Here is a 15,377-nt window from a genome sequence, read left to right on the forward strand (position 1 = left end):
CGGTGGCCACCATCGACCTGACCTCCGACGTCGTCGCGCTGACCGGCGCACTCGTCGACATCGCCTCCGAGAGCCTGTCCGAGCAGGAGATCGCCGACGCCGTCGAGGCGGCGCTGCGCCCGCTCGGGCACCTCGACGTCGTCCGCGACGGTCACACGATCGTCGCCCGCACGTCACTCGGGCGCGGTGAACGGGTCGTGATCGCAGGGCATCTTGACACCGTGCCGGCCAACGCGAACTTCCCCTCGCGGCTCGAGGGCGGCGTGCTGCACGGGCTCGGCTCGTGCGACATGAAGGGGGGCGTGGCGGTCGCCCTGCTGCTCGCGGCGTCGGTCCCCGACCCCGTCCGCGACGTCACGTACGTGTTCTACGACGCCGAGGAGATCGCGGCCGAGTTCAACGGGCTGGGCCGACTGGCCCGCGAGCGTCCCGAGCTGCTGGCCGGCGACTTCGCGATCCTGATGGAGCCCTCCGACGCCGGTGTCGAGGCCGGCTGCCAGGGCACGATGCGCGTCGACGTCCGCACGGCCGGCGAGCGCGCCCACGCGGCCCGGTCGTGGATGGGCAGCAACGCGATCCACGCGCTCGCGCCCGTGCTCGACCGGCTCGCGACGTACGTGCCGCGCGAGGTCGAGATCGACGGGCTGGTCTACCGCGAGGGTCTCAACGCCGTCGGCATCCGCGGGGGAGTCGCGGGCAACGTCGTGCCCGACGAGGCCGTCGTCACGGTCAACTTCCGCTTCGCCCCCGACCGGTCCGAGGCCGACGCCCACCAGCACCTGCAGGAGGTGTTCGAGGGCTTCGGGCTCGTCGTCACCGACTCGGCGCCCGGGGCCGTGCCGGGCCTCACGCAGCCGTCCGCCGCCGCCTTCGTCGCGGCCGTCGGCGCCGAGCCGCGACCCAAGTTCGGCTGGACCGACGTCGCCCAGTTCACCCAGCTCGGCGTGCCCGCGGTCAACTACGGCCCGGGCGACCCGATCTACGCGCACAAGGCCGACGAGCACGTGCCCGTCGAGCACCTGCACCGCGTCCTCGACACCCTCACCCGATGGCTGACACAGAATGGATGACCACGTGCCCGACCGCATGCCCCACCAGAAGGGGCCCGTGCAGCTGCGCCGCGACCAGCGGCCCGACACCACGACCGACCAGCGCCTGCTCGACTCGCGGGGCGACGCGGGCTGGGTGCACACCGACCCGTGGCGGGTCCTGCGCATCCAGGCCGAGTTCGTCGAGGGCTTCGGCGCGCTCGCCGAGCTCGGTCCGGCGGTCAGCGTCTTCGGATCGGCCCGCACGCGTCCCGACGATCCGATGTACGCCGCGGCCACCGAGATCGCGGCCAAGCTGTGCGCCGAGGGCTACGCCGTCATCACGGGCGGAGGTCCGGGCGCGATGGAGGCGGCCAACCGCGGCGCGAGCGAGTGCGGCGGCGTCTCGGTCGGTCTCGGCATCGAGCTGCCGCACGAGCAGGGGATGAACGAGTGGGTCGACCTCGGGGTCAACTTCCGCTACTTCTTCGTCCGCAAGACCATGTTCGTCAAGTACGCGCAGGGCTTCATCGTCCTGCCCGGCGGCTTCGGCACGATGGACGAGCTGTTCGAGGCGCTGACGCTGGCGCAGACCGGCAAGGTCACCTCGTTCCCGATCGTGCTGTTCGGCAGCGCGTACTGGGGCGGGCTGGTCGACTGGCTGCGCGACACGATGCAGGCCGACGGCAAGGTCGGCCCCGGAGACATCGACATGCTGCACGTCACCGACGACGTCGACGAGGCGATCTCGTACTTCGTCGCCAAGGACCGCTGAGCGTGGATCCCGCCCCCGACGTCGTCAGGTGCCCGTGGGGCGACGACCCCCAGATGATCGCGTACCACGACCGGGAGTGGGGCCGCGAGCTGCGCGGCGAGACCGCCCTGTTCGAGCGGATGTCGCTCGAGGCCTTCCAGTCGGGGCTGTCGTGGGCCGTCATCCTGCGCAAGCGCGATCGGTTCCGCGAGGTCTTCGCGGGCTTCGACCCGCCGACCGTGGCGGCCTTCGGCGAGGCCGACGTGGCGCGGCTGCTCGACGACGCGGGCATCGTCCGCAACCGCCTGAAGATCGAGGCGACGATCTCGAACGCCCGCACGGTGGTCGCGCTCGACGAGCCCCTCGACGACCTGCTGTGGTCGTTCGCGCCCGGGCCACGGCCCGCGCCCGTCACGTACGTCGACGTCCCGGCCACGACGCCCGAGTCGGTCGCGATGGCCAAGGCCCTCAAGAAGCGCGGCTTCCGGTTCGTCGGGCCCACGACGGCGTACGCCCTGATGCAGGCCACGGGCATGGTCAACGACCACCTCGCCGACTGCGTCGCGCGTGAGGCCGCCGGCGCGGTGTGACCGGGTCGCCGGCAACCGCTCGTGCCCGCCCAGGCGTGGCTCCGCACGATCGGGGTCGCGCCGTCCTACGATCCGATCATGTCCAACCGGAGGATCCCCCGCTCCCGCCGAGCAGTCGGCGCGGTCGCGCTGCTGCTCACCGCCGTCGTCGTCGCGATCGTCGGCATCGTCGTCTCGACGGTCCCCGTGCTCGTCGCCGCGACCCTGTACGCCGTCGTCGTGGGCGGGATCGCGACGCGTCTGCTCTCCGACGAGATCGCCCAGCTGCGCCGCGACTGGGCCCGTGACCGCGCCCAGCTCGCCGACAGCAACCGCACCGCCGCGGTCGCCCGCTCCCGCGAGCACATCGCCTTCGCCGAGCAGATGGGCCAGCGCGTGAGCCTGCGCGACGCCCAGATCGCGACGTTGCGCGACGCGATCGTCACCGCCGAGATCGAGCTGGCCCAGGCGCGCGAGCGCGTCTACGCCGAGCGGGCCCGCAGCGCGGCCCTCGAGGCCGACGCCGACTCGGCCCAGTCCGACCTCGAGTCGGCCCGGGTCGACCTGCGCCGCGCCAGCGACGCCCTGGCGGCCAGCGAGAGCGCCGAGCTGCAGGTGCGGGCCGAGCTGCTCGCGTGGGAGACGGCCGCCTCCGACGAGACGCGCCGCCAGCACGACCGCAAGCTGGCCTGACCGCCCCGACGGGCAGGTCTCAGCGGCCGGTGAAGACCGGCTTCTGCTTGGCCAGGAAGGCCTCGACCGCGACCGCGTGATCGGTCGACGCGCCGGTCATCGCCATCTTCTGGCCCTCGTGCTCGAGCGACGACGGCAGGTCGTGGGTCGCCGAGAACGCGACGGCGCGCTTGATCGCGCCGTACGCGAGCGTCGGTCCCTGGGCCAGCTCGCCGGCCAGCGCGGCGACGGCCTCGTCGAACGCGTCGTCGTCGACGACCGAGGTGGCCAGGCCGATCGACAGCGCCTCGTCGGCCGAGATCGTCCGGGGGCGCAGCAGCAGGTCCATCGCGCGTCCCTGGCCGACCAGGCGGGGCAGCGTCCACGACGCGCCGGTGTCGCACGAGAACGCGATGCCCGCGAAGGCCGTGTTGAAGCCGGCCGACCGCTTGAGCACGCGGAAGTCAGAGGCGAACGCGATCGACGCCCCGGCCCCGGCCGCGATGCCGTTGACGGCGGCGACGACGGGCTTGGGCATCGTCGCGATCGCCGTCGCGATGGGGTTGTAGTGCTCGACGACGGTCGAGGAGGCGCCGAGGTCCTCCCCGCCCGTCAGGCCCGACACGTGCTCCTGCAGGTCCTGGCCCACGCAGAACGCCCGCCCCGAGCCCGTCACGACGACGACCCGGACGGCGCTGTCGGCGGCCGCCTCGTGGAGCGCGTCGCGCAGCGCGACCTTCGCCGCGAGCGTCAGGCTGTTCATCCCGTCGGGGCGGGCGAGGGCCACCGTGGCGATCCCGTCGGCGACGTCGTAGGTGACGGGGGAGGTGCTCAAGGGGGTCTCCTGTGGGACTGAGGTCGAAACCGATCCGGTCATAGGCGATAATGGTAGAACGCTTGGACCGTCGGGTTGAGCGCCGTTACGAGAGGGGAACTGATGGCCGCCATGAAGCCACGGACCGGAGACGGACCGATGGAGGTCACCAAGGAGGGTCGCTGCATCGTCATGCGCGTCCCGCTCGAGGGCGGAGGACGTCTCGTTGTCGAGCTCAACAACGAGGAAGCTGCCACGCTCGGCGACGCGCTCAAAGCGGTCTAGGTGTACGGCCTCACGGTCCGCTGGTCCCTGAAGGACGCTCCCAAGGGCACCCTCAAGGCCCTGCGGGCCTACGTCGAGGACGAGTCGCACGCGAAGTTCGCCGGCCTCGACGGGCTGCGCTTCAAGACGTGGCGCGCCGTCAAGGGCGAGTGGTTCGAGGGCAGCTACGTGTTCGTGTCCGACGAGGCGCGGGCCGACTTCCAGAAGTCGTTCGAGAAGATCGCCAAGGAGTCGGCCGGCTCGAAGATCATCGGCTCCAAGCCGATCCTGATCGAGGCCTGCGAGGTCGTCGCTGTCGTCCGCGGGCCGGCAGGCTTCCGCTCCTCGAGCCACTTCGAGCACGAGCGCAAGGACGACTGACCGCCCGCGAGTCACTCACGCCCACCGACGAGTCACCCACGCCCGGCGTGAGCGACTCGTCGGTGGGCGTACGTGACTCGTCGGCGTCAGGGGAGGAGCTGGGCGACCAGCAGACCGTCGCCCAGGGGCAGCAGGACGCTGCGCAGCCGGTCGTCGGTCGAGACGCGCTTGACGACGTCGCGGATCGCCGAGGTCTCGGGGTCGCGCTGCGACGGATCGGCCACGCGGTCGTGCCACAGGGCGTTGTCGAACACGATGAGGCCGCCGGGGCGCACGAGACGCACGGCCTGCTCGAGGTACTCGCCGTACTCGACCTTGTCGCCGTCGAGGAACACCAGGTCGTAGCCGTCGTCGGTCAGGCGCGGCATGACGTCGAGGCCCGCACCGGCGATGAGGCGGAAGCGCTGGGGGGCGTACTCGGCGGCGGTGAACGTCTCACGTGCCAGCCGCTGGTGCTCGGCCTCGAGGTCGACCGACGTCAGCACGCCTCCGGGCTGCATGCCGCGCAGCAGCCACAGCCCCGAGACACCCGTGCCGGTGCCGATCTCGGCGACCGCCCGGGCCCCGATCGCCGACGCGAGGAACGACAGCGCCGATCCCGCGCCGGGGGAGATGGGGACGACGCCGACCTCGTCGGCGCGGCGTCGGGCAGCGGCGAGGTGGTCGTCCTCGCTCTGGTGGTCCTCGGCGAATGCCAGGCTTGCTGCGGTGGTGATGACGGCTCCTCGGTCGATGTGTGCTCCCAGCCTATCGGCGCGGGACCGCCGAACCGTGGAGGCCGCGACGAAAGAACGCGGTGCCGGAGGGGTGTACGGACGATTCGACGGGGAACCGTCAGGTGGTTCTGTGCGTTCTCTCAGGTGAAGGAACAACGATCGACCCATGAAGGCAGATGACGTGGCCACCTCGACGCTCGACCGGGCACCCGCCGACGGGCCCCTGCCCGACTGGGAGGGCATCGTCGCCGAGCACTCGGCCCGCGTCTACCGGCTGGCCTACCGGCTGACCGGCAACCGTCCTGACGCCGAGGACCTCACGCAGGACGTGTTCATCCGCGTCTTCCGGTCGCTCGACACCTACGAGCCGGGCAACTTCCCGGGCTGGCTGCACCGCATCACGACCAACCTGTTCCTCGACCGGGTGCGGCGCAAGTCGCGGCTCCGCATGGACGGCTTCGGCGAGGGCGCCGAGGACCGGCTGCTGAGCGCCGAGGTGCTGCCGGAGTCGGCGGTGCACGACGCCAACTTCGACCCCGACATCGAGGCCGCGCTGGCCTCGCTGTCCGACGACTTCCGCGTCGCGGTCGTGCTGTGCGACATCGAGGGCCTGTCGTACGAGGAGATCGCCGACGTCCTCGGCATCAAGCTCGGCACGGTGCGCTCGCGCATCCACCGCGGACGCACCCAGCTGCGCGAGACCCTCGCCCACCGCGCCCCCACCGAGGGTCGCACCAGGTTCGTGGGTCCGGTCGGCATCTGATGCCTCACCTGGGTGCCGACGTCGCCGCGTACGTGGACGGACAGCTGTCCGATGCCGCGCAGCGCGACGCGTCCACCCACCTGCAGACGTGCGACGCGTGCGAGAAGGCCGTGCGCCAGCAGCGTCTGCTGAAGTCGCGCATGTCGACGGTCGCGACCCCCGGACCGCCCGCGGCCCTGCTCGCCTCGCTGGCCGGCCTGGCCGCCGATCCGCCGGCGCGTGAGTCGTGGTGGGTCCGGCTGGGACGCTCGGTGCCCCTGCGCGCCGGCGTCGTGCTGGCCAGCGCCTCGCTCGCGGTGGTCGGGACGGCCTACGCGGTGGGCGGGTCCGAGCGGGTCGGCGACGAGGTCGCCCCGTCGTACGCGCGCTACGCCGCCGACTTCTCCGCGCCGGCGCCGGCCTCCGACGGCACGATCATCACGGCCGCCGCGATGGACGACCTGACGGAGTTCGGCTGGGCCTGCCACGACACCCTCGCCGGCGACCTCCACCGCGTCTCGGGCTCGTTCACCGACAGCGACGAGGTCATCGCGCTCGAGTACACCGACGGCTCGGCGCGGCTCAACCTGTTCGAGCAGAACGGCGTGATCGACCCGTCGACGCTGAAGGGCTTCAGGCCCGAGACGATGGCCGGCTCGAAGGTCTGGGTGCGCGGTGGCACGCCGATGGTCGTGACGTGGGACGACGCCGGGACGGTGTTCACGATCGTCACCGACGTCGACCGGCGCCGGGTCGAGCAGGCCGTGGCGGAGCTGCCGACGGGATCGCACGAGCAGGGCGTCGGCCAGAGGGTCGGCAACGGGCTGACGCGGATGTCGTCGTGGATCGGCGCTGCCTGACCCGTCAGCTCGACGACGACGGCGTCAGGTCGCCTCGGGGTCGAACGGCGGACGCTCGCCGGGGCGCAGGATGCGCGTCTCCTTGGTCGCCGCGGGCGTCGTGTCGCCGGCGTCGTCGTCGAGGAAGTTGCGCCGCACGATCTCGCGCGGGTCGAGGTCGCGCAGGTTGAGGTCGGAGAAGTCCTCGCCCATCTCGCGGCCCAGGTCGTTCTTGGCGTTGTCGGCCATGCGTCGAACGGTGCGGACGAAGCCGCCGGCCTGCTTGGCCAGCTCGGGGAGCTTCTCGGGCCCGAACAGCAGCAGGGCGACCACGAGGATCAGTCCGATCTCGGGCCAGCCCATGCCGAACATGCGGGGACCCTACAGGCGTCCGGCGGGCGCGAGCCCCAGCTGCATGCCCACGAGGCCGCGCGACCGTCCGCTGAGCTGGTCGGCGACGCCCTGCAGGATCTTGGCCGACTCGGAGTCGGGATCGGACTCGACGATGGGATCGCCGGCGTCGCCGCCCTCGCGCAGCTTCTGGTCGAGCGGGATCTGGCCGAGCATCGGCACGTCGTAGCCGAAGCGACCGCTGAGGGTCTCGGCCACCTTGGCGGCACCGCCCGAGCCGAAGATCTCCATGCGCTCGCCGCCGGGGACCTGCAGGTACGACATGTTCTCGATGACGCCCGCGACGCGCTGGTGCATCATCGAGGCCATCGTGCCGGCCCGCTCGGCGACGTCGGCGGCCGCGGGCTGCGGGGTCGTGACGACGACGATCTCGGCGTTCGGCAGGTGCTGGCCCAGGCTGATCGCCATGTCGCCGGTGCCCGGGGGGAGGTCGAGCAGCAGCGCGTCGAGGTCGCCCCAGTAGACGTCGCTCAGCATCTGCACGAGCGCGCGGTCGAGCATCGGCCCACGCCACGCGACGACCTGGTCCTTGCGGGGCTTGAGCATGCCGATGCTGATGACCTTGAGGCCCTTGATCGGGACGGGCATGATCATGTCCTCGACCTGGGTGGGGCGGATGTCGCCCACGCCCAGCATGTCGGGGATCGAGTGGCCGTAGATGTCGGCGTCGACGATGCCGACCTTGAGCCCGCGCTTGACCATCGCCAGGGCGAGGTTGACCGTGACGGTCGACTTGCCGACGCCGCCCTTGCCCGACGCGATCGCGAACACCTTGGTCAGCGAGCCGGGCTGGGCGAAGGGGACCTCGCGGTCGGCGCGTCCACCGCGGAGCATCGTCTGCATGTCCTTGCGCTGCTCGTCGCTCATGACGCCCATGTCGACGACGACGGCGGCCGCGGGGGCGACCGTGCCGACCGCGGCGGTGACGTCGCGGGTCAGCGTGTCCTTGAGCGGGCAGCCGGAGACCGTCAGGAGGATGCGGACCGTGATCTGGTGGTCGTCGATCGTGATCGTGTCGACCATGCCCAGCTCGGTGATCGGTCGCTTGATCTCGGGGTCGTTGACGCCGTCGAGGGCCGTGCGGATCTGCTCTTCGGTCACTGCTGCCATGTCCCCATCGTACGGGGAGGACCGTCACGGCGAGCCTGAGTGTGACCTAACCACGGGCGCACCGGGGGGCGCGGTGCTTTGAGAGGATGACCGGGTGGGACACCTCGACCTCAACTCCGTGAGCTACACCCTGTCGGACGGACGTCCGCTGCTCGACGACGTCAGCCTGCGCGTCGGCGAGGGGGCCAAGGTCGCGCTGATCGGTCCCAACGGCACCGGCAAGACGACCCTGACACGCATCGCGACCGGCGACCTCGCGCCTCATGCGGGGGCCGTGACCGTGACGGGAGGGCTCGGCGTGATGCGCCAGTTCATCGGTTCGGTGCGCGACGAGACGACCGTGCGCGACCTGCTGCTGTCGGTCGCGCCCGTGGCGGTGCGCGACGCCGCGGCCGAGGTCGACCGCACCGAGCTGCTCATGATCGAGCGCGACGAGGAGCAGGACCAGATGGCGTACGCGCAGGCGATCGTCGACTGGGGCGACGTCGGCGGCTACGAGCACGAGTCGCTGTGGGACGTCTGCGCGACGTCCGCGCTGGGCCTGCCGTTCCAGCAGGTGCAGCACCGCGCGGTCACGACGCTGTCGGGCGGGGAGCAGAAGCGGCTCGTGCTCGAGGCGCTGCTGAGGGGTCCCGAGCAGGTGCTGCTGCTCGACGAGCCGGACAACTACCTCGACGTCCCCGCCAAGCGCTGGCTCGAGGAGCAGCTCGTCGAGTCGCCCAAGACGGTGCTGTTCGTCAGCCACGACCGCGAGCTGATCGAGCGGGTCGCGCAACGCATCGCGACGCTCGAGCCGGGGCCGGACGGCAGCACGCTGTGGGTGCACCCGGGACGCTTCTCGACGTACCTGCAGGCGCGCATCGACCGCAACGCCAAGCTCGAGGAGCGCCGCCTGCGGTGGGACGAGGAGCGCGCCAAGCTCAAGGCGCTCGTGATCATGTACCGGCAGAAGTCGGCCTTCAACTCCGACATGGCGTCGCGGCTGCAGGCCGCCGAGACGCGGCTCGAGCGCTTCGAGCGGCAGGGGCCGCCCGAGGCGGTCCCGATCGCGCAGAACCTGCGGATGCGGCTCGAGGGAGGCCGGACGGCGAAGCGGGCCGTCGTCGCCGAGCAGGTGGGGCTCACGGGACTCATGCAGCCCTTCGACCTCGAGATCTGGTTCGGCGAGCGGGTCGGCGTGCTGGGCGGCAACGGCTCGGGCAAGTCGCACTTCCTGCGGCTGCTGGCGGGGGGCGGATCGCGACCGGACGTCGAGCACGAGCCCGTCGGCGACGTCGTCCCGCCGCCGGTCGACCACACCGGCATGGCGCGCCTCGGGTCGCGCGTCCGTCCGGGCTGGTTCGCGCAGACCCACGAGCACCCGTCGCTGGTGGGGCGGACGCTCCTCGAGGTGCTGCACCACGGAGACGGTCACCGCCGGGGCATGGGGCACGAGGCCTCGGCCAAGGCGCTCGACCGGTACGGGCTGGCCAAGGCCGGCGACCAGGTGTTCGACCAGCTGTCGGGCGGCCAGCAGGCCCGGTTCCAGATCCTGCTGCTCGAGCTGGCGCACGCGACGCTGCTGCTGCTCGACGAGCCGACCGACAACCTCGACCTCGAGTCGGCCGAGGCGCTGGAGTCGGCGCTGTCGACCTTCGAGGGCACCGTCATGGCCGTGACGCACGACCGGTGGTTCGCCCGCGGCTTCGACCGGTTCGTGGTCTTCGGCGCCGACGGCCAGGTCTACGAGGCGGACGAGCCGGTGTGGGACGAAGGTCAGGTCGACCGGGTGGAGCGCGCGAGGGCGAGGGACGGCCGATGAGCCAGGACGTGTTCGGCGAGGAGTTCTGGGACGAGCGCTACGGCGCGGACGACCGCGTGTGGAGCGGGCGGCCCAATCCGCAGCTCGTCGACCGGGTCACGGGCGTGACCCCCGGCCGGGCGCTCGACGTCGGCGCGGGCGAGGGCGCCGACGCGGTGTGGCTCGCGCGGCGGGGGTGGGACGTCACGGCGTTCGACGTCTCGCGGGTCGCGCTCGACAAGGTGCGCGCCCACGCCGTCGACGCGGGCGTCGCCGACCGCGTCACGTGCCACCGGGTCGACCTCGCCACGTGGATCGGGGAGCCCGCCGCGTACGACCTGGTGTCGGCGCAGTTCATGTACCTCGACCAGCCGGGGCTGACGACCCTGTACCGCCAGCTCGGCGCCGCGGTCGCGCCCGGCGGCCGGCTGCTCCTCGTGGGGCACCACCCCGTCGACGAACGGCACGGCTCGCACGACTTCCCCGACGTGCGGTGGACGCCCGAGGACGCCGCGGCCTGGCTCGACGCCGACGACTGGGCGTCGATCGACACCGCCACGGTGCAGCGGCAGGGGCACCTCGGCACGATGCACGACGGCATCGTCGAGGCGGTCAAGCGGAGCGGGTGACGCGCGTTCACCGGGGGGTCGCCTCGCGGTCGCGCAATGTACGGCATCGCACCAAGAAAGTTGTCGGCTTGGCAGGACGTTCGTCCGTCGATCCGTTAGAGTCGGGCTGTCATTCCGATTGTCATCCCGCCGTGGTTCGTCCGTGGCGCTGTAGAAGGGGTATGCAGCATGGCCAATGTTTCAGTTTCCTACCAGGAGATGCAGGACCAGGCGACCAAGCTCAACAACGGTCGCGTCGACATCGAGTCGCAGCTGTCGGCTCTGAAGACCCAGATCGAGGGCCTCGTGTCGGGCGGCTTCGTCACCGACTCGGCCTCCGACGCGTTCCGCACGTCGTACGAGGAGTTCAACTCCGGCGTCTCGAAGGCCCTCGAGGGCCTCGACGGCATGGCGACGTACCTCAACAAGGCTGCCGAGACGTTCGCCGACGTCGACACGCAGCTCGCGAGCGCCCTCAAGGGCTGATCCGCCCCGATCGATCGCCCGGCAGGGGCGCCCTCCGGGGTGCCCCTGCTGACGCGGTCGTGCGCGCTGCGGCGCGCTCTTCACGACCTCTTCACGGTGACCACTCCCACGCGAAGGATGCCTCACGATGGCTGATCTGACGTACAACAGCGGCGACCTCGAGACCTTGGGCGCCCAGCTGAAGGACCTGCACGGCAAGCTCAAGGACGACGGGCGCCTCAAGGAGCTCAACAAGGAAGAGGTCGGTCACACGAAGGTCGCCGAGGCGATCGACGACTTCGTCAACGACTGGGACGACAAGCGCAAGAAGCTCAACGACAAGGTCGAGGCACTCGGCGAGATGGCCAGCAAGTCCAGCGAGGAGTTCACGAAGGCGGACCTCGAGCTGGCCGAAGCACTCAAGCAGGAAGCGGAGTAGAGATCGTGAGCGCGCGCAACTACCTCCAGTGGGAGCTCGTCGGCGAGGGTTCGGACCCCGTCGTGGCGTCGGAGTACGACGTCGAGCAGTCGGCCAAGATCTTCGCCGACCAGGGCCAGCAGATGAACGACGCCGCGTCCCTGCTCAAGCAGATCGCGGACCTCACCGGCTGGACGGGCGAGGCTGCCACGCAGCTGGCCGACAAGGCCGACGACGCCTACAGCGACCTCGACAAGGCCGCCCAGAAGTACATCGACGCGGGCACCGCCCTCAGCACCTTCGCGGGCAAGGTCGGCACGGCACGCGCCGAGACGGCCGCCGCGGTCGCCGACGCCGTCGAGGCCGAGGCGCAGCGCAAGAGCAACGCGACGAGCGAGCTCGAGGGCGTTGCCGAGCCGACCGACGCGCAGAAGGACGCCGACGAGCTGCGCGGCGACCGGCTCGACGCGGCCAACTCGGCCCTGTCGGCGGCGCGCACGCGCCTCGTCAACGCGCTCGAGGACCTCGAGAGTGCCGCCAGCACGTGCGCGAGCGCGATCAAGAACGCGTCCGAGCAGTTCAAGGACAGCACGATGGACGACGTCAAGGGAGCCGTCAGCTCGGCCCTGGCCGTGATCGTCGACGCGCTCAACGTCCTCGCGATCATCCTGGCCGTCGTCATCGTGGTGCTGCTGATCATCGGCACCGGCGGCGCCTTCCTCGCCTTCCTCATCACGGCCGCCTTCTGGGTCGGCATCGCGATCCTCGCGGGCACGACGATCCAGTTCCTGATGGGCGACGCCGACGGGTGGGACCTGCTGTTCGCCGCCTTCGGTGCGTTCGGAGGCAAGCTGCTCACGGCGGGCGGCAAGATGGCCGCGAGCTCGATCAAGTCGGCGCGGGTGCTCCAGGTCGCCCGCATCACGCAGTCCACCAAGGACGGCATGAACGGGCTGGTCAAGTTCGGCCAGCGCTTCCCCTTGAAGTCGGTCCGGGCGTTCGCCAACGGCTTCGAGACCCGCGCCATCACCAAGGCCGTCAGCGCGTTCAACACCCAGATCGACGACCTCGCGTCGACGTCGCGTCTGCTGCGCGGCCTCGACCTGGCCGAGATGTCGACGAGCATCCGGCAGATCAACGCGCTGCGCGGCATGAACCCGACCCCCGCCATGATGGCTCACCTCGACGAGGCGGTCGGCGGTCTCAAGCTGGCCGGCACCGGTGCCGCGATGCAGTTCTCCTCGCAGTTCAAGGACGGGCTGGGCGCCCCCGAGTCGTTCACCAACACGTTCAACAACATGCGTGACGGTCTCGACATGCTGCAGGACAACCCGCCGGTCGGGCCCATCAGCGACCCGATCAACATCCACGTCTCCGGCGTCGGGCGGTGACGCGCTCGTCCCTGCGACCCGGTCCGCGTGCCGGTCTGGAGATCGCGGAGGCGAGGGAGTGGCGCATCGAGGTCACCTCGGGTGGCGGGGTCACCATGACGTCGCCGGGCGAGCCCGACACCCTCATCGCGTCGCCGGGCCAGGTCGCCAGGGCGGTGGTGCTGCGGGGCGCCCAGGTTCCTGACGCCGGCGTGCACCCTCGAGGGTTCGAGGAGAGCCTGGCGCTGCTCTCCGACGACGCGGCGCTGCTCGTCGTCCCGTTGCACCTCCTCGCGCACGGCGACGTGCGCGACGCCGCCGAGCTGCGTCGGGTCGCCGGGGCCGACGACTTCGCCCAGTCCCTCGGGCTCGCCCTCGAACCGGCCACCGACGCCGAGGCCGCCCTCGCATCGCGCTCCGCCGTGACGGTGGACCGCGGTCCGGTGCGGTCGGGTCTTCGGCGGGCAGCGTCGCGGCACGTCGCCCTGCTGGTGCTCTCGGCACTGGGCGCGATCGCGGCGATGGCCCTGGGTGGCGACATCGGGCCCTACATCGGGCTCGCGGCATCGGCCGTCGTGCTGTTCGTGGCGTTCGAGCAGTGGCGCTACCGAGCGACGTTCCTGCAGCTCGTCGCGGGGCCGCCGGCCGCCGCCGGACGGACCGACGTGGCCAACGGGTCGACCGGCGAGCTGCTGCAGATCGGTGCCGACGACGTGGTCCATGTCGGCGCGGGCACCGAGACCTGGCTCGCCGGCCCACGCCGGGGTGGGGTCGTGACGTGCTCGGTCTCCGGGGGCAGCCTGCGTCTGGTCGACCGACGCGGCACCGACCTGCTGGTGCTCGGCGCGACCGGGTGGTCGTCGGCCGGCGACCGGGACACGCTGCAGCGTGCCTGTCGCGCCGTCGGCATCGACCTCGACGTGGCCCGGGGCGCGGTCGAGGGCGGCGACGCGGCAGAGCCTCGCAGCACGACCCGCATGTCGGCTGCCGCGTCCGGCGACGTCGTGACGGCGGGCCCGTTCGCGGCCCTGCTGATCTCGTTCTTCATCGCCGTGACCCACGCCGCCCCGGTCGACGACCTCGACCCGATCCGGGCCGTGGTCGTCGTGGTGGCCCTGGCGGCGCTGGCGCTGACCGGCGTCGCCCAGCTGCGACAGCGACAGTGGTCGCGTCGCCTGACCCGCACGAGAGGATGACGATGGAGGACGACTACCTGGACGTCGGGGGATTCCGCGAGTGGCTTCCGCTCGAGATGGAGCTCGACGCCGACCAGTACGTGGAGTCCGTCGTCGACCACTTCGTCGACGATCCCGCCGATCCGGCCGTGCTGCGGGCCATGGCCGCACACCTGGCGACGGTGGCCGCACAGCTCAGGGACATGAACGACGACCAGACCATGGTGCTGGGTGGCTGGGTCCTGCTCCCGCCCGGGGGCCGGCGGCTCGAGCCGCTCACCGTCGCCCGTCTGCTCGCCGTGCGCGTGCCGCAGGGCATCACGACCTCGGAGCTCGTCGCCGACCTGATCCACGACGCCCCGCTGCACCAGCCGATCGAGGCCGAGACGATCACCACGGCCTCGGGACCGGCCGAGCTGGTGCGGGTCCGCACCTACGAGACCACCGAGCACGGGGTCGACCTGAGCGAGACGATCTGCGTCCTGTGGCTGCCGTCCGGCGAGAACTACGCGATCGTGCTTGCCACGCTTCCCATCGACGACCTGGTCGTGGCCGCCGACGCGGTGCCCGCGATCACGGGTCTGGCCGAGTCCGTGAGGGGCCTCCCGCAGTGAACGGCATCCGAACCGTCAGGGCCCCGGGCGGCTGGAAGCTCGTGATCCCCGCGGGGTGGGCGACGCTGTCGACCGACCCGAACGTGCGCAACGACCAGATCAAGCGGCTGCTCGACCGTCAGTTCGAGGGCACGGCTCGCGACGAGCTGATCCAGGTACGGGTCGAGGCCGACCGGCGGCTCAAGCAGGACCTCGCCCGGGCTGCCGAGAACGGCGTGACCCAGATGCACGCCCTGGTCGACCCGATCGTGAAGCTCCCGATCTCGGCGACGCTGCTGGTCGCGCAGCTCTACGTCGGATCGGACCGCGAGGTCGTCGACGGGCTCGCGAAGCTGCTCGGCAAGGCCGAGGGCGTGCTCGAGGTCGAGAACCTGACGCTCGGCGGGGTCCCCGCGACGCGCCGCCGCCGTCGGGCGCTCGAACCGTCGGGCGAGGAGCCGGACGCCCCGGAGATCTGGCACACCCACGTCGACTACATGATCCAGATCAGCATGGACGACCTGCTGGTCCTGAGCTTCGTCACCTCGACCGATGCGCTGTCCGACCAGCTGACCTTCGTCTTCGACTCGATCGCCGCGACACTGCACCAAGGAGACAGCGGTCTGGAGTGGGAGCCGACGTTCTACGCGCCGAACGAGGCAGAATGA

General features: G+C 71.3%; 20 protein-coding genes. 16 read left to right on the forward strand and 4 right to left on the reverse strand.

Features of this window, described 5'->3' with window-relative positions; translation table 11 throughout:
• Window positions 1–2 precede the first annotated feature (2 nt).
• The 4 genes from dapE to IFT73_RS00350 all read left to right on the forward strand — a co-directional run bounded on the left by dapE (window position 3) and on the right by IFT73_RS00350 (window position 3,044).
• Window positions 3–1,070, forward strand: a complete 1,068-nt coding sequence (dapE, locus tag IFT73_RS00335) for a succinyl-diaminopimelate desuccinylase (RefSeq protein ID WP_192165650.1) — start codon at window positions 3–5, stop codon at window positions 1,068–1,070.
• Window positions 1,063–1,803, forward strand: a complete 741-nt coding sequence (locus tag IFT73_RS00340) for a TIGR00730 family Rossman fold protein (RefSeq protein WP_192165652.1) — start codon at window positions 1,063–1,065, stop codon at window positions 1,801–1,803. Before dapE ends, IFT73_RS00340 begins: the two co-directional genes overlap by 8 nt.
• Window positions 1,800–2,372 (forward strand): DNA-3-methyladenine glycosylase I, encoded by a 573-nt coding sequence (locus IFT73_RS00345; protein WP_256435402.1) that lies wholly within the window; start codon window positions 1,800–1,802, stop codon window positions 2,370–2,372. The genes IFT73_RS00340 and IFT73_RS00345 overlap by 4 nt, the downstream gene beginning before the upstream one ends.
• A 78-nt stretch (window positions 2,373–2,450) precedes the next feature.
• Window positions 2,451–3,044, forward strand: coding sequence for a hypothetical protein (locus IFT73_RS00350; protein ID WP_192165654.1), 594 nt, complete (start codon window positions 2,451–2,453; stop codon window positions 3,042–3,044).
• 19 nt (window positions 3,045–3,063) lie between these two features.
• Here the strand turns inward: IFT73_RS00350 and IFT73_RS00355 are convergent, their stop codons facing one another.
• A complete protein-coding gene (locus tag IFT73_RS00355) occupies window positions 3,064–3,858 on the reverse strand; it encodes an enoyl-CoA hydratase-related protein (protein WP_244632837.1) in 795 nt (264 codons plus the stop codon).
• A gap of 102 nt (window positions 3,859–3,960) precedes the next feature.
• Here IFT73_RS00355 and IFT73_RS00360 point away from each other — a divergent pair, with 102 nt between their 5' ends.
• Both IFT73_RS00360 and IFT73_RS00365 read left to right on the forward strand, forming a co-directional pair.
• Window positions 3,961–4,122 carry a DUF3117 domain-containing protein gene (locus IFT73_RS00360; RefSeq protein ID WP_019145023.1) on the forward strand — a complete coding sequence of 54 codons (162 nt, stop codon included), beginning with the start codon at window positions 3,961–3,963 and terminating at the stop codon, window positions 4,120–4,122.
• Window positions 4,123–4,482: a hypothetical protein gene (locus IFT73_RS00365; RefSeq protein ID WP_192165658.1), complete on the forward strand. Its 360-nt coding sequence runs from the start codon at window positions 4,123–4,125 to the stop codon at window positions 4,480–4,482.
• Between the two features lie 86 nt (window positions 4,483–4,568).
• Here the strand turns inward: IFT73_RS00365 and IFT73_RS00370 are convergent, their stop codons facing one another.
• A complete protein-coding gene (locus IFT73_RS00370; protein ID WP_056609983.1) occupies window positions 4,569–5,198 on the reverse strand; it encodes an O-methyltransferase in 630 nt (209 codons plus the stop codon).
• A 166-nt stretch (window positions 5,199–5,364) separates the two neighbouring features.
• Here IFT73_RS00370 and sigE point away from each other — a divergent pair, with 166 nt between their 5' ends.
• Complete coding sequence (gene sigE, locus IFT73_RS00375; RefSeq protein WP_192165660.1) at window positions 5,365–5,961, forward strand: RNA polymerase sigma factor SigE; 597 nt, start codon at window positions 5,365–5,367, stop codon at window positions 5,959–5,961.
• Complete coding sequence (locus tag IFT73_RS00380; RefSeq protein ID WP_192165662.1) at window positions 5,961–6,800, forward strand: anti-sigma factor; 840 nt, start codon at window positions 5,961–5,963, stop codon at window positions 6,798–6,800. Before sigE ends, IFT73_RS00380 begins: the two co-directional genes overlap by 1 nt.
• A gap of 24 nt (window positions 6,801–6,824) precedes the next feature.
• Here IFT73_RS00380 and IFT73_RS00385 read toward each other — a convergent pair whose 3' ends face one another.
• Complete coding sequence (locus IFT73_RS00385) at window positions 6,825–7,151, reverse strand: sec-independent translocase (RefSeq protein WP_192165663.1); 327 nt, start codon at window positions 7,149–7,151, stop codon at window positions 6,825–6,827.
• Between the two features lie 9 nt (window positions 7,152–7,160).
• Window positions 7,161–8,300, reverse strand: a complete 1,140-nt coding sequence (locus tag IFT73_RS00390) for an Mrp/NBP35 family ATP-binding protein (protein WP_056606806.1) — start codon at window positions 8,298–8,300, stop codon at window positions 7,161–7,163.
• Window positions 8,301–8,394: 94 nt separating this feature from the next.
• On the opposite strand from IFT73_RS00390, the gene IFT73_RS00395 reads away from it, so the two are divergent.
• The 8 genes from IFT73_RS00395 to IFT73_RS00430 all read left to right on the forward strand — a co-directional run bounded on the left by IFT73_RS00395 (window position 8,395) and on the right by IFT73_RS00430 (window position 15,377).
• Window positions 8,395–10,101 carry an ATP-binding cassette domain-containing protein gene (locus tag IFT73_RS00395; protein ID WP_192165665.1) on the forward strand — a complete coding sequence of 569 codons (1,707 nt, stop codon included), beginning with the start codon at window positions 8,395–8,397 and terminating at the stop codon, window positions 10,099–10,101.
• Complete coding sequence (locus IFT73_RS00400) at window positions 10,098–10,709, forward strand: cyclopropane-fatty-acyl-phospholipid synthase family protein (RefSeq protein ID WP_192165667.1); 612 nt, start codon at window positions 10,098–10,100, stop codon at window positions 10,707–10,709. Before IFT73_RS00395 ends, IFT73_RS00400 begins: the two co-directional genes overlap by 4 nt.
• Before the next feature lie 168 nt (window positions 10,710–10,877).
• On the forward strand, window positions 10,878–11,174 hold the full coding sequence (locus IFT73_RS00405) for a WXG100 family type VII secretion target (protein ID WP_056606816.1): 297 nt from the start codon (window positions 10,878–10,880) through the stop codon (window positions 11,172–11,174).
• A 127-nt stretch (window positions 11,175–11,301) separates the two neighbouring features.
• On the forward strand, window positions 11,302–11,592 hold the full coding sequence (locus tag IFT73_RS00410; RefSeq protein ID WP_056606819.1) for a hypothetical protein: 291 nt from the start codon (window positions 11,302–11,304) through the stop codon (window positions 11,590–11,592).
• Window positions 11,593–11,597: 5 nt separating this feature from the next.
• Window positions 11,598–12,962: a putative T7SS-secreted protein gene (locus IFT73_RS00415; RefSeq protein ID WP_192165670.1), complete on the forward strand. Its 1,365-nt coding sequence runs from the start codon at window positions 11,598–11,600 to the stop codon at window positions 12,960–12,962.
• On the forward strand, window positions 12,959–14,137 hold the full coding sequence (locus tag IFT73_RS00420; RefSeq protein ID WP_192165672.1) for a hypothetical protein: 1,179 nt from the start codon (window positions 12,959–12,961) through the stop codon (window positions 14,135–14,137). The genes IFT73_RS00415 and IFT73_RS00420 overlap by 4 nt, the downstream gene beginning before the upstream one ends.
• A gap of 2 nt (window positions 14,138–14,139) precedes the next feature.
• Window positions 14,140–14,730: a hypothetical protein gene (locus IFT73_RS00425; RefSeq protein WP_192165674.1), complete on the forward strand. Its 591-nt coding sequence runs from the start codon at window positions 14,140–14,142 to the stop codon at window positions 14,728–14,730.
• Window positions 14,727–15,377: a hypothetical protein gene (locus tag IFT73_RS00430; protein ID WP_056606830.1), complete on the forward strand. Its 651-nt coding sequence runs from the start codon at window positions 14,727–14,729 to the stop codon at window positions 15,375–15,377. Before IFT73_RS00425 ends, IFT73_RS00430 begins: the two co-directional genes overlap by 4 nt.

This window comes from Aeromicrobium sp. CFBP 8757, from assembly GCF_014841755.1.
Classification (GTDB): domain Bacteria; phylum Actinomycetota; class Actinomycetes; order Propionibacteriales; family Nocardioidaceae; genus Aeromicrobium.

Bases quoted from the DNA above. Each gene is read 5' to 3' on its own strand.
- IFT73_RS00340 (WP_192165652.1), top strand. From the start codon at position 1,063: ATGGATGACCACGTGCCCGACCGCATGCCCCACCAGAAGGGGCCCGTG.
- IFT73_RS00350 (WP_192165654.1), top strand. From the start codon at position 2,451: ATGTCCAACCGGAGGATCCCCCGCTCCCGCCGAGCAGTCGGCGCGGTC.
- IFT73_RS00360 (WP_019145023.1), top strand. From the start codon at position 3,961: ATGGCCGCCATGAAGCCACGGACCGGAGACGGACCGATGGAGGTCACC.
- sigE (WP_192165660.1), top strand. From the start codon at position 5,365: ATGAAGGCAGATGACGTGGCCACCTCGACGCTCGACCGGGCACCCGCC.
- IFT73_RS00380 (WP_192165662.1), top strand. From the start codon at position 5,961: ATGCCTCACCTGGGTGCCGACGTCGCCGCGTACGTGGACGGACAGCTG.
- IFT73_RS00385 (WP_192165663.1), bottom strand. From the start codon at position 7,151: ATGTTCGGCATGGGCTGGCCCGAGATCGGACTGATCCTCGTGGTCGCC.
- IFT73_RS00390 (WP_056606806.1), bottom strand. From the start codon at position 8,300: ATGGCAGCAGTGACCGAAGAGCAGATCCGCACGGCCCTCGACGGCGTC.
- IFT73_RS00400 (WP_192165667.1), top strand. From the start codon at position 10,098: ATGAGCCAGGACGTGTTCGGCGAGGAGTTCTGGGACGAGCGCTACGGC.
- IFT73_RS00405 (WP_056606816.1), top strand. From the start codon at position 10,878: ATGGCCAATGTTTCAGTTTCCTACCAGGAGATGCAGGACCAGGCGACC.
- IFT73_RS00410 (WP_056606819.1), top strand. From the start codon at position 11,302: ATGGCTGATCTGACGTACAACAGCGGCGACCTCGAGACCTTGGGCGCC.
- IFT73_RS00425 (WP_192165674.1), top strand. From the start codon at position 14,140: ATGGAGGACGACTACCTGGACGTCGGGGGATTCCGCGAGTGGCTTCCG.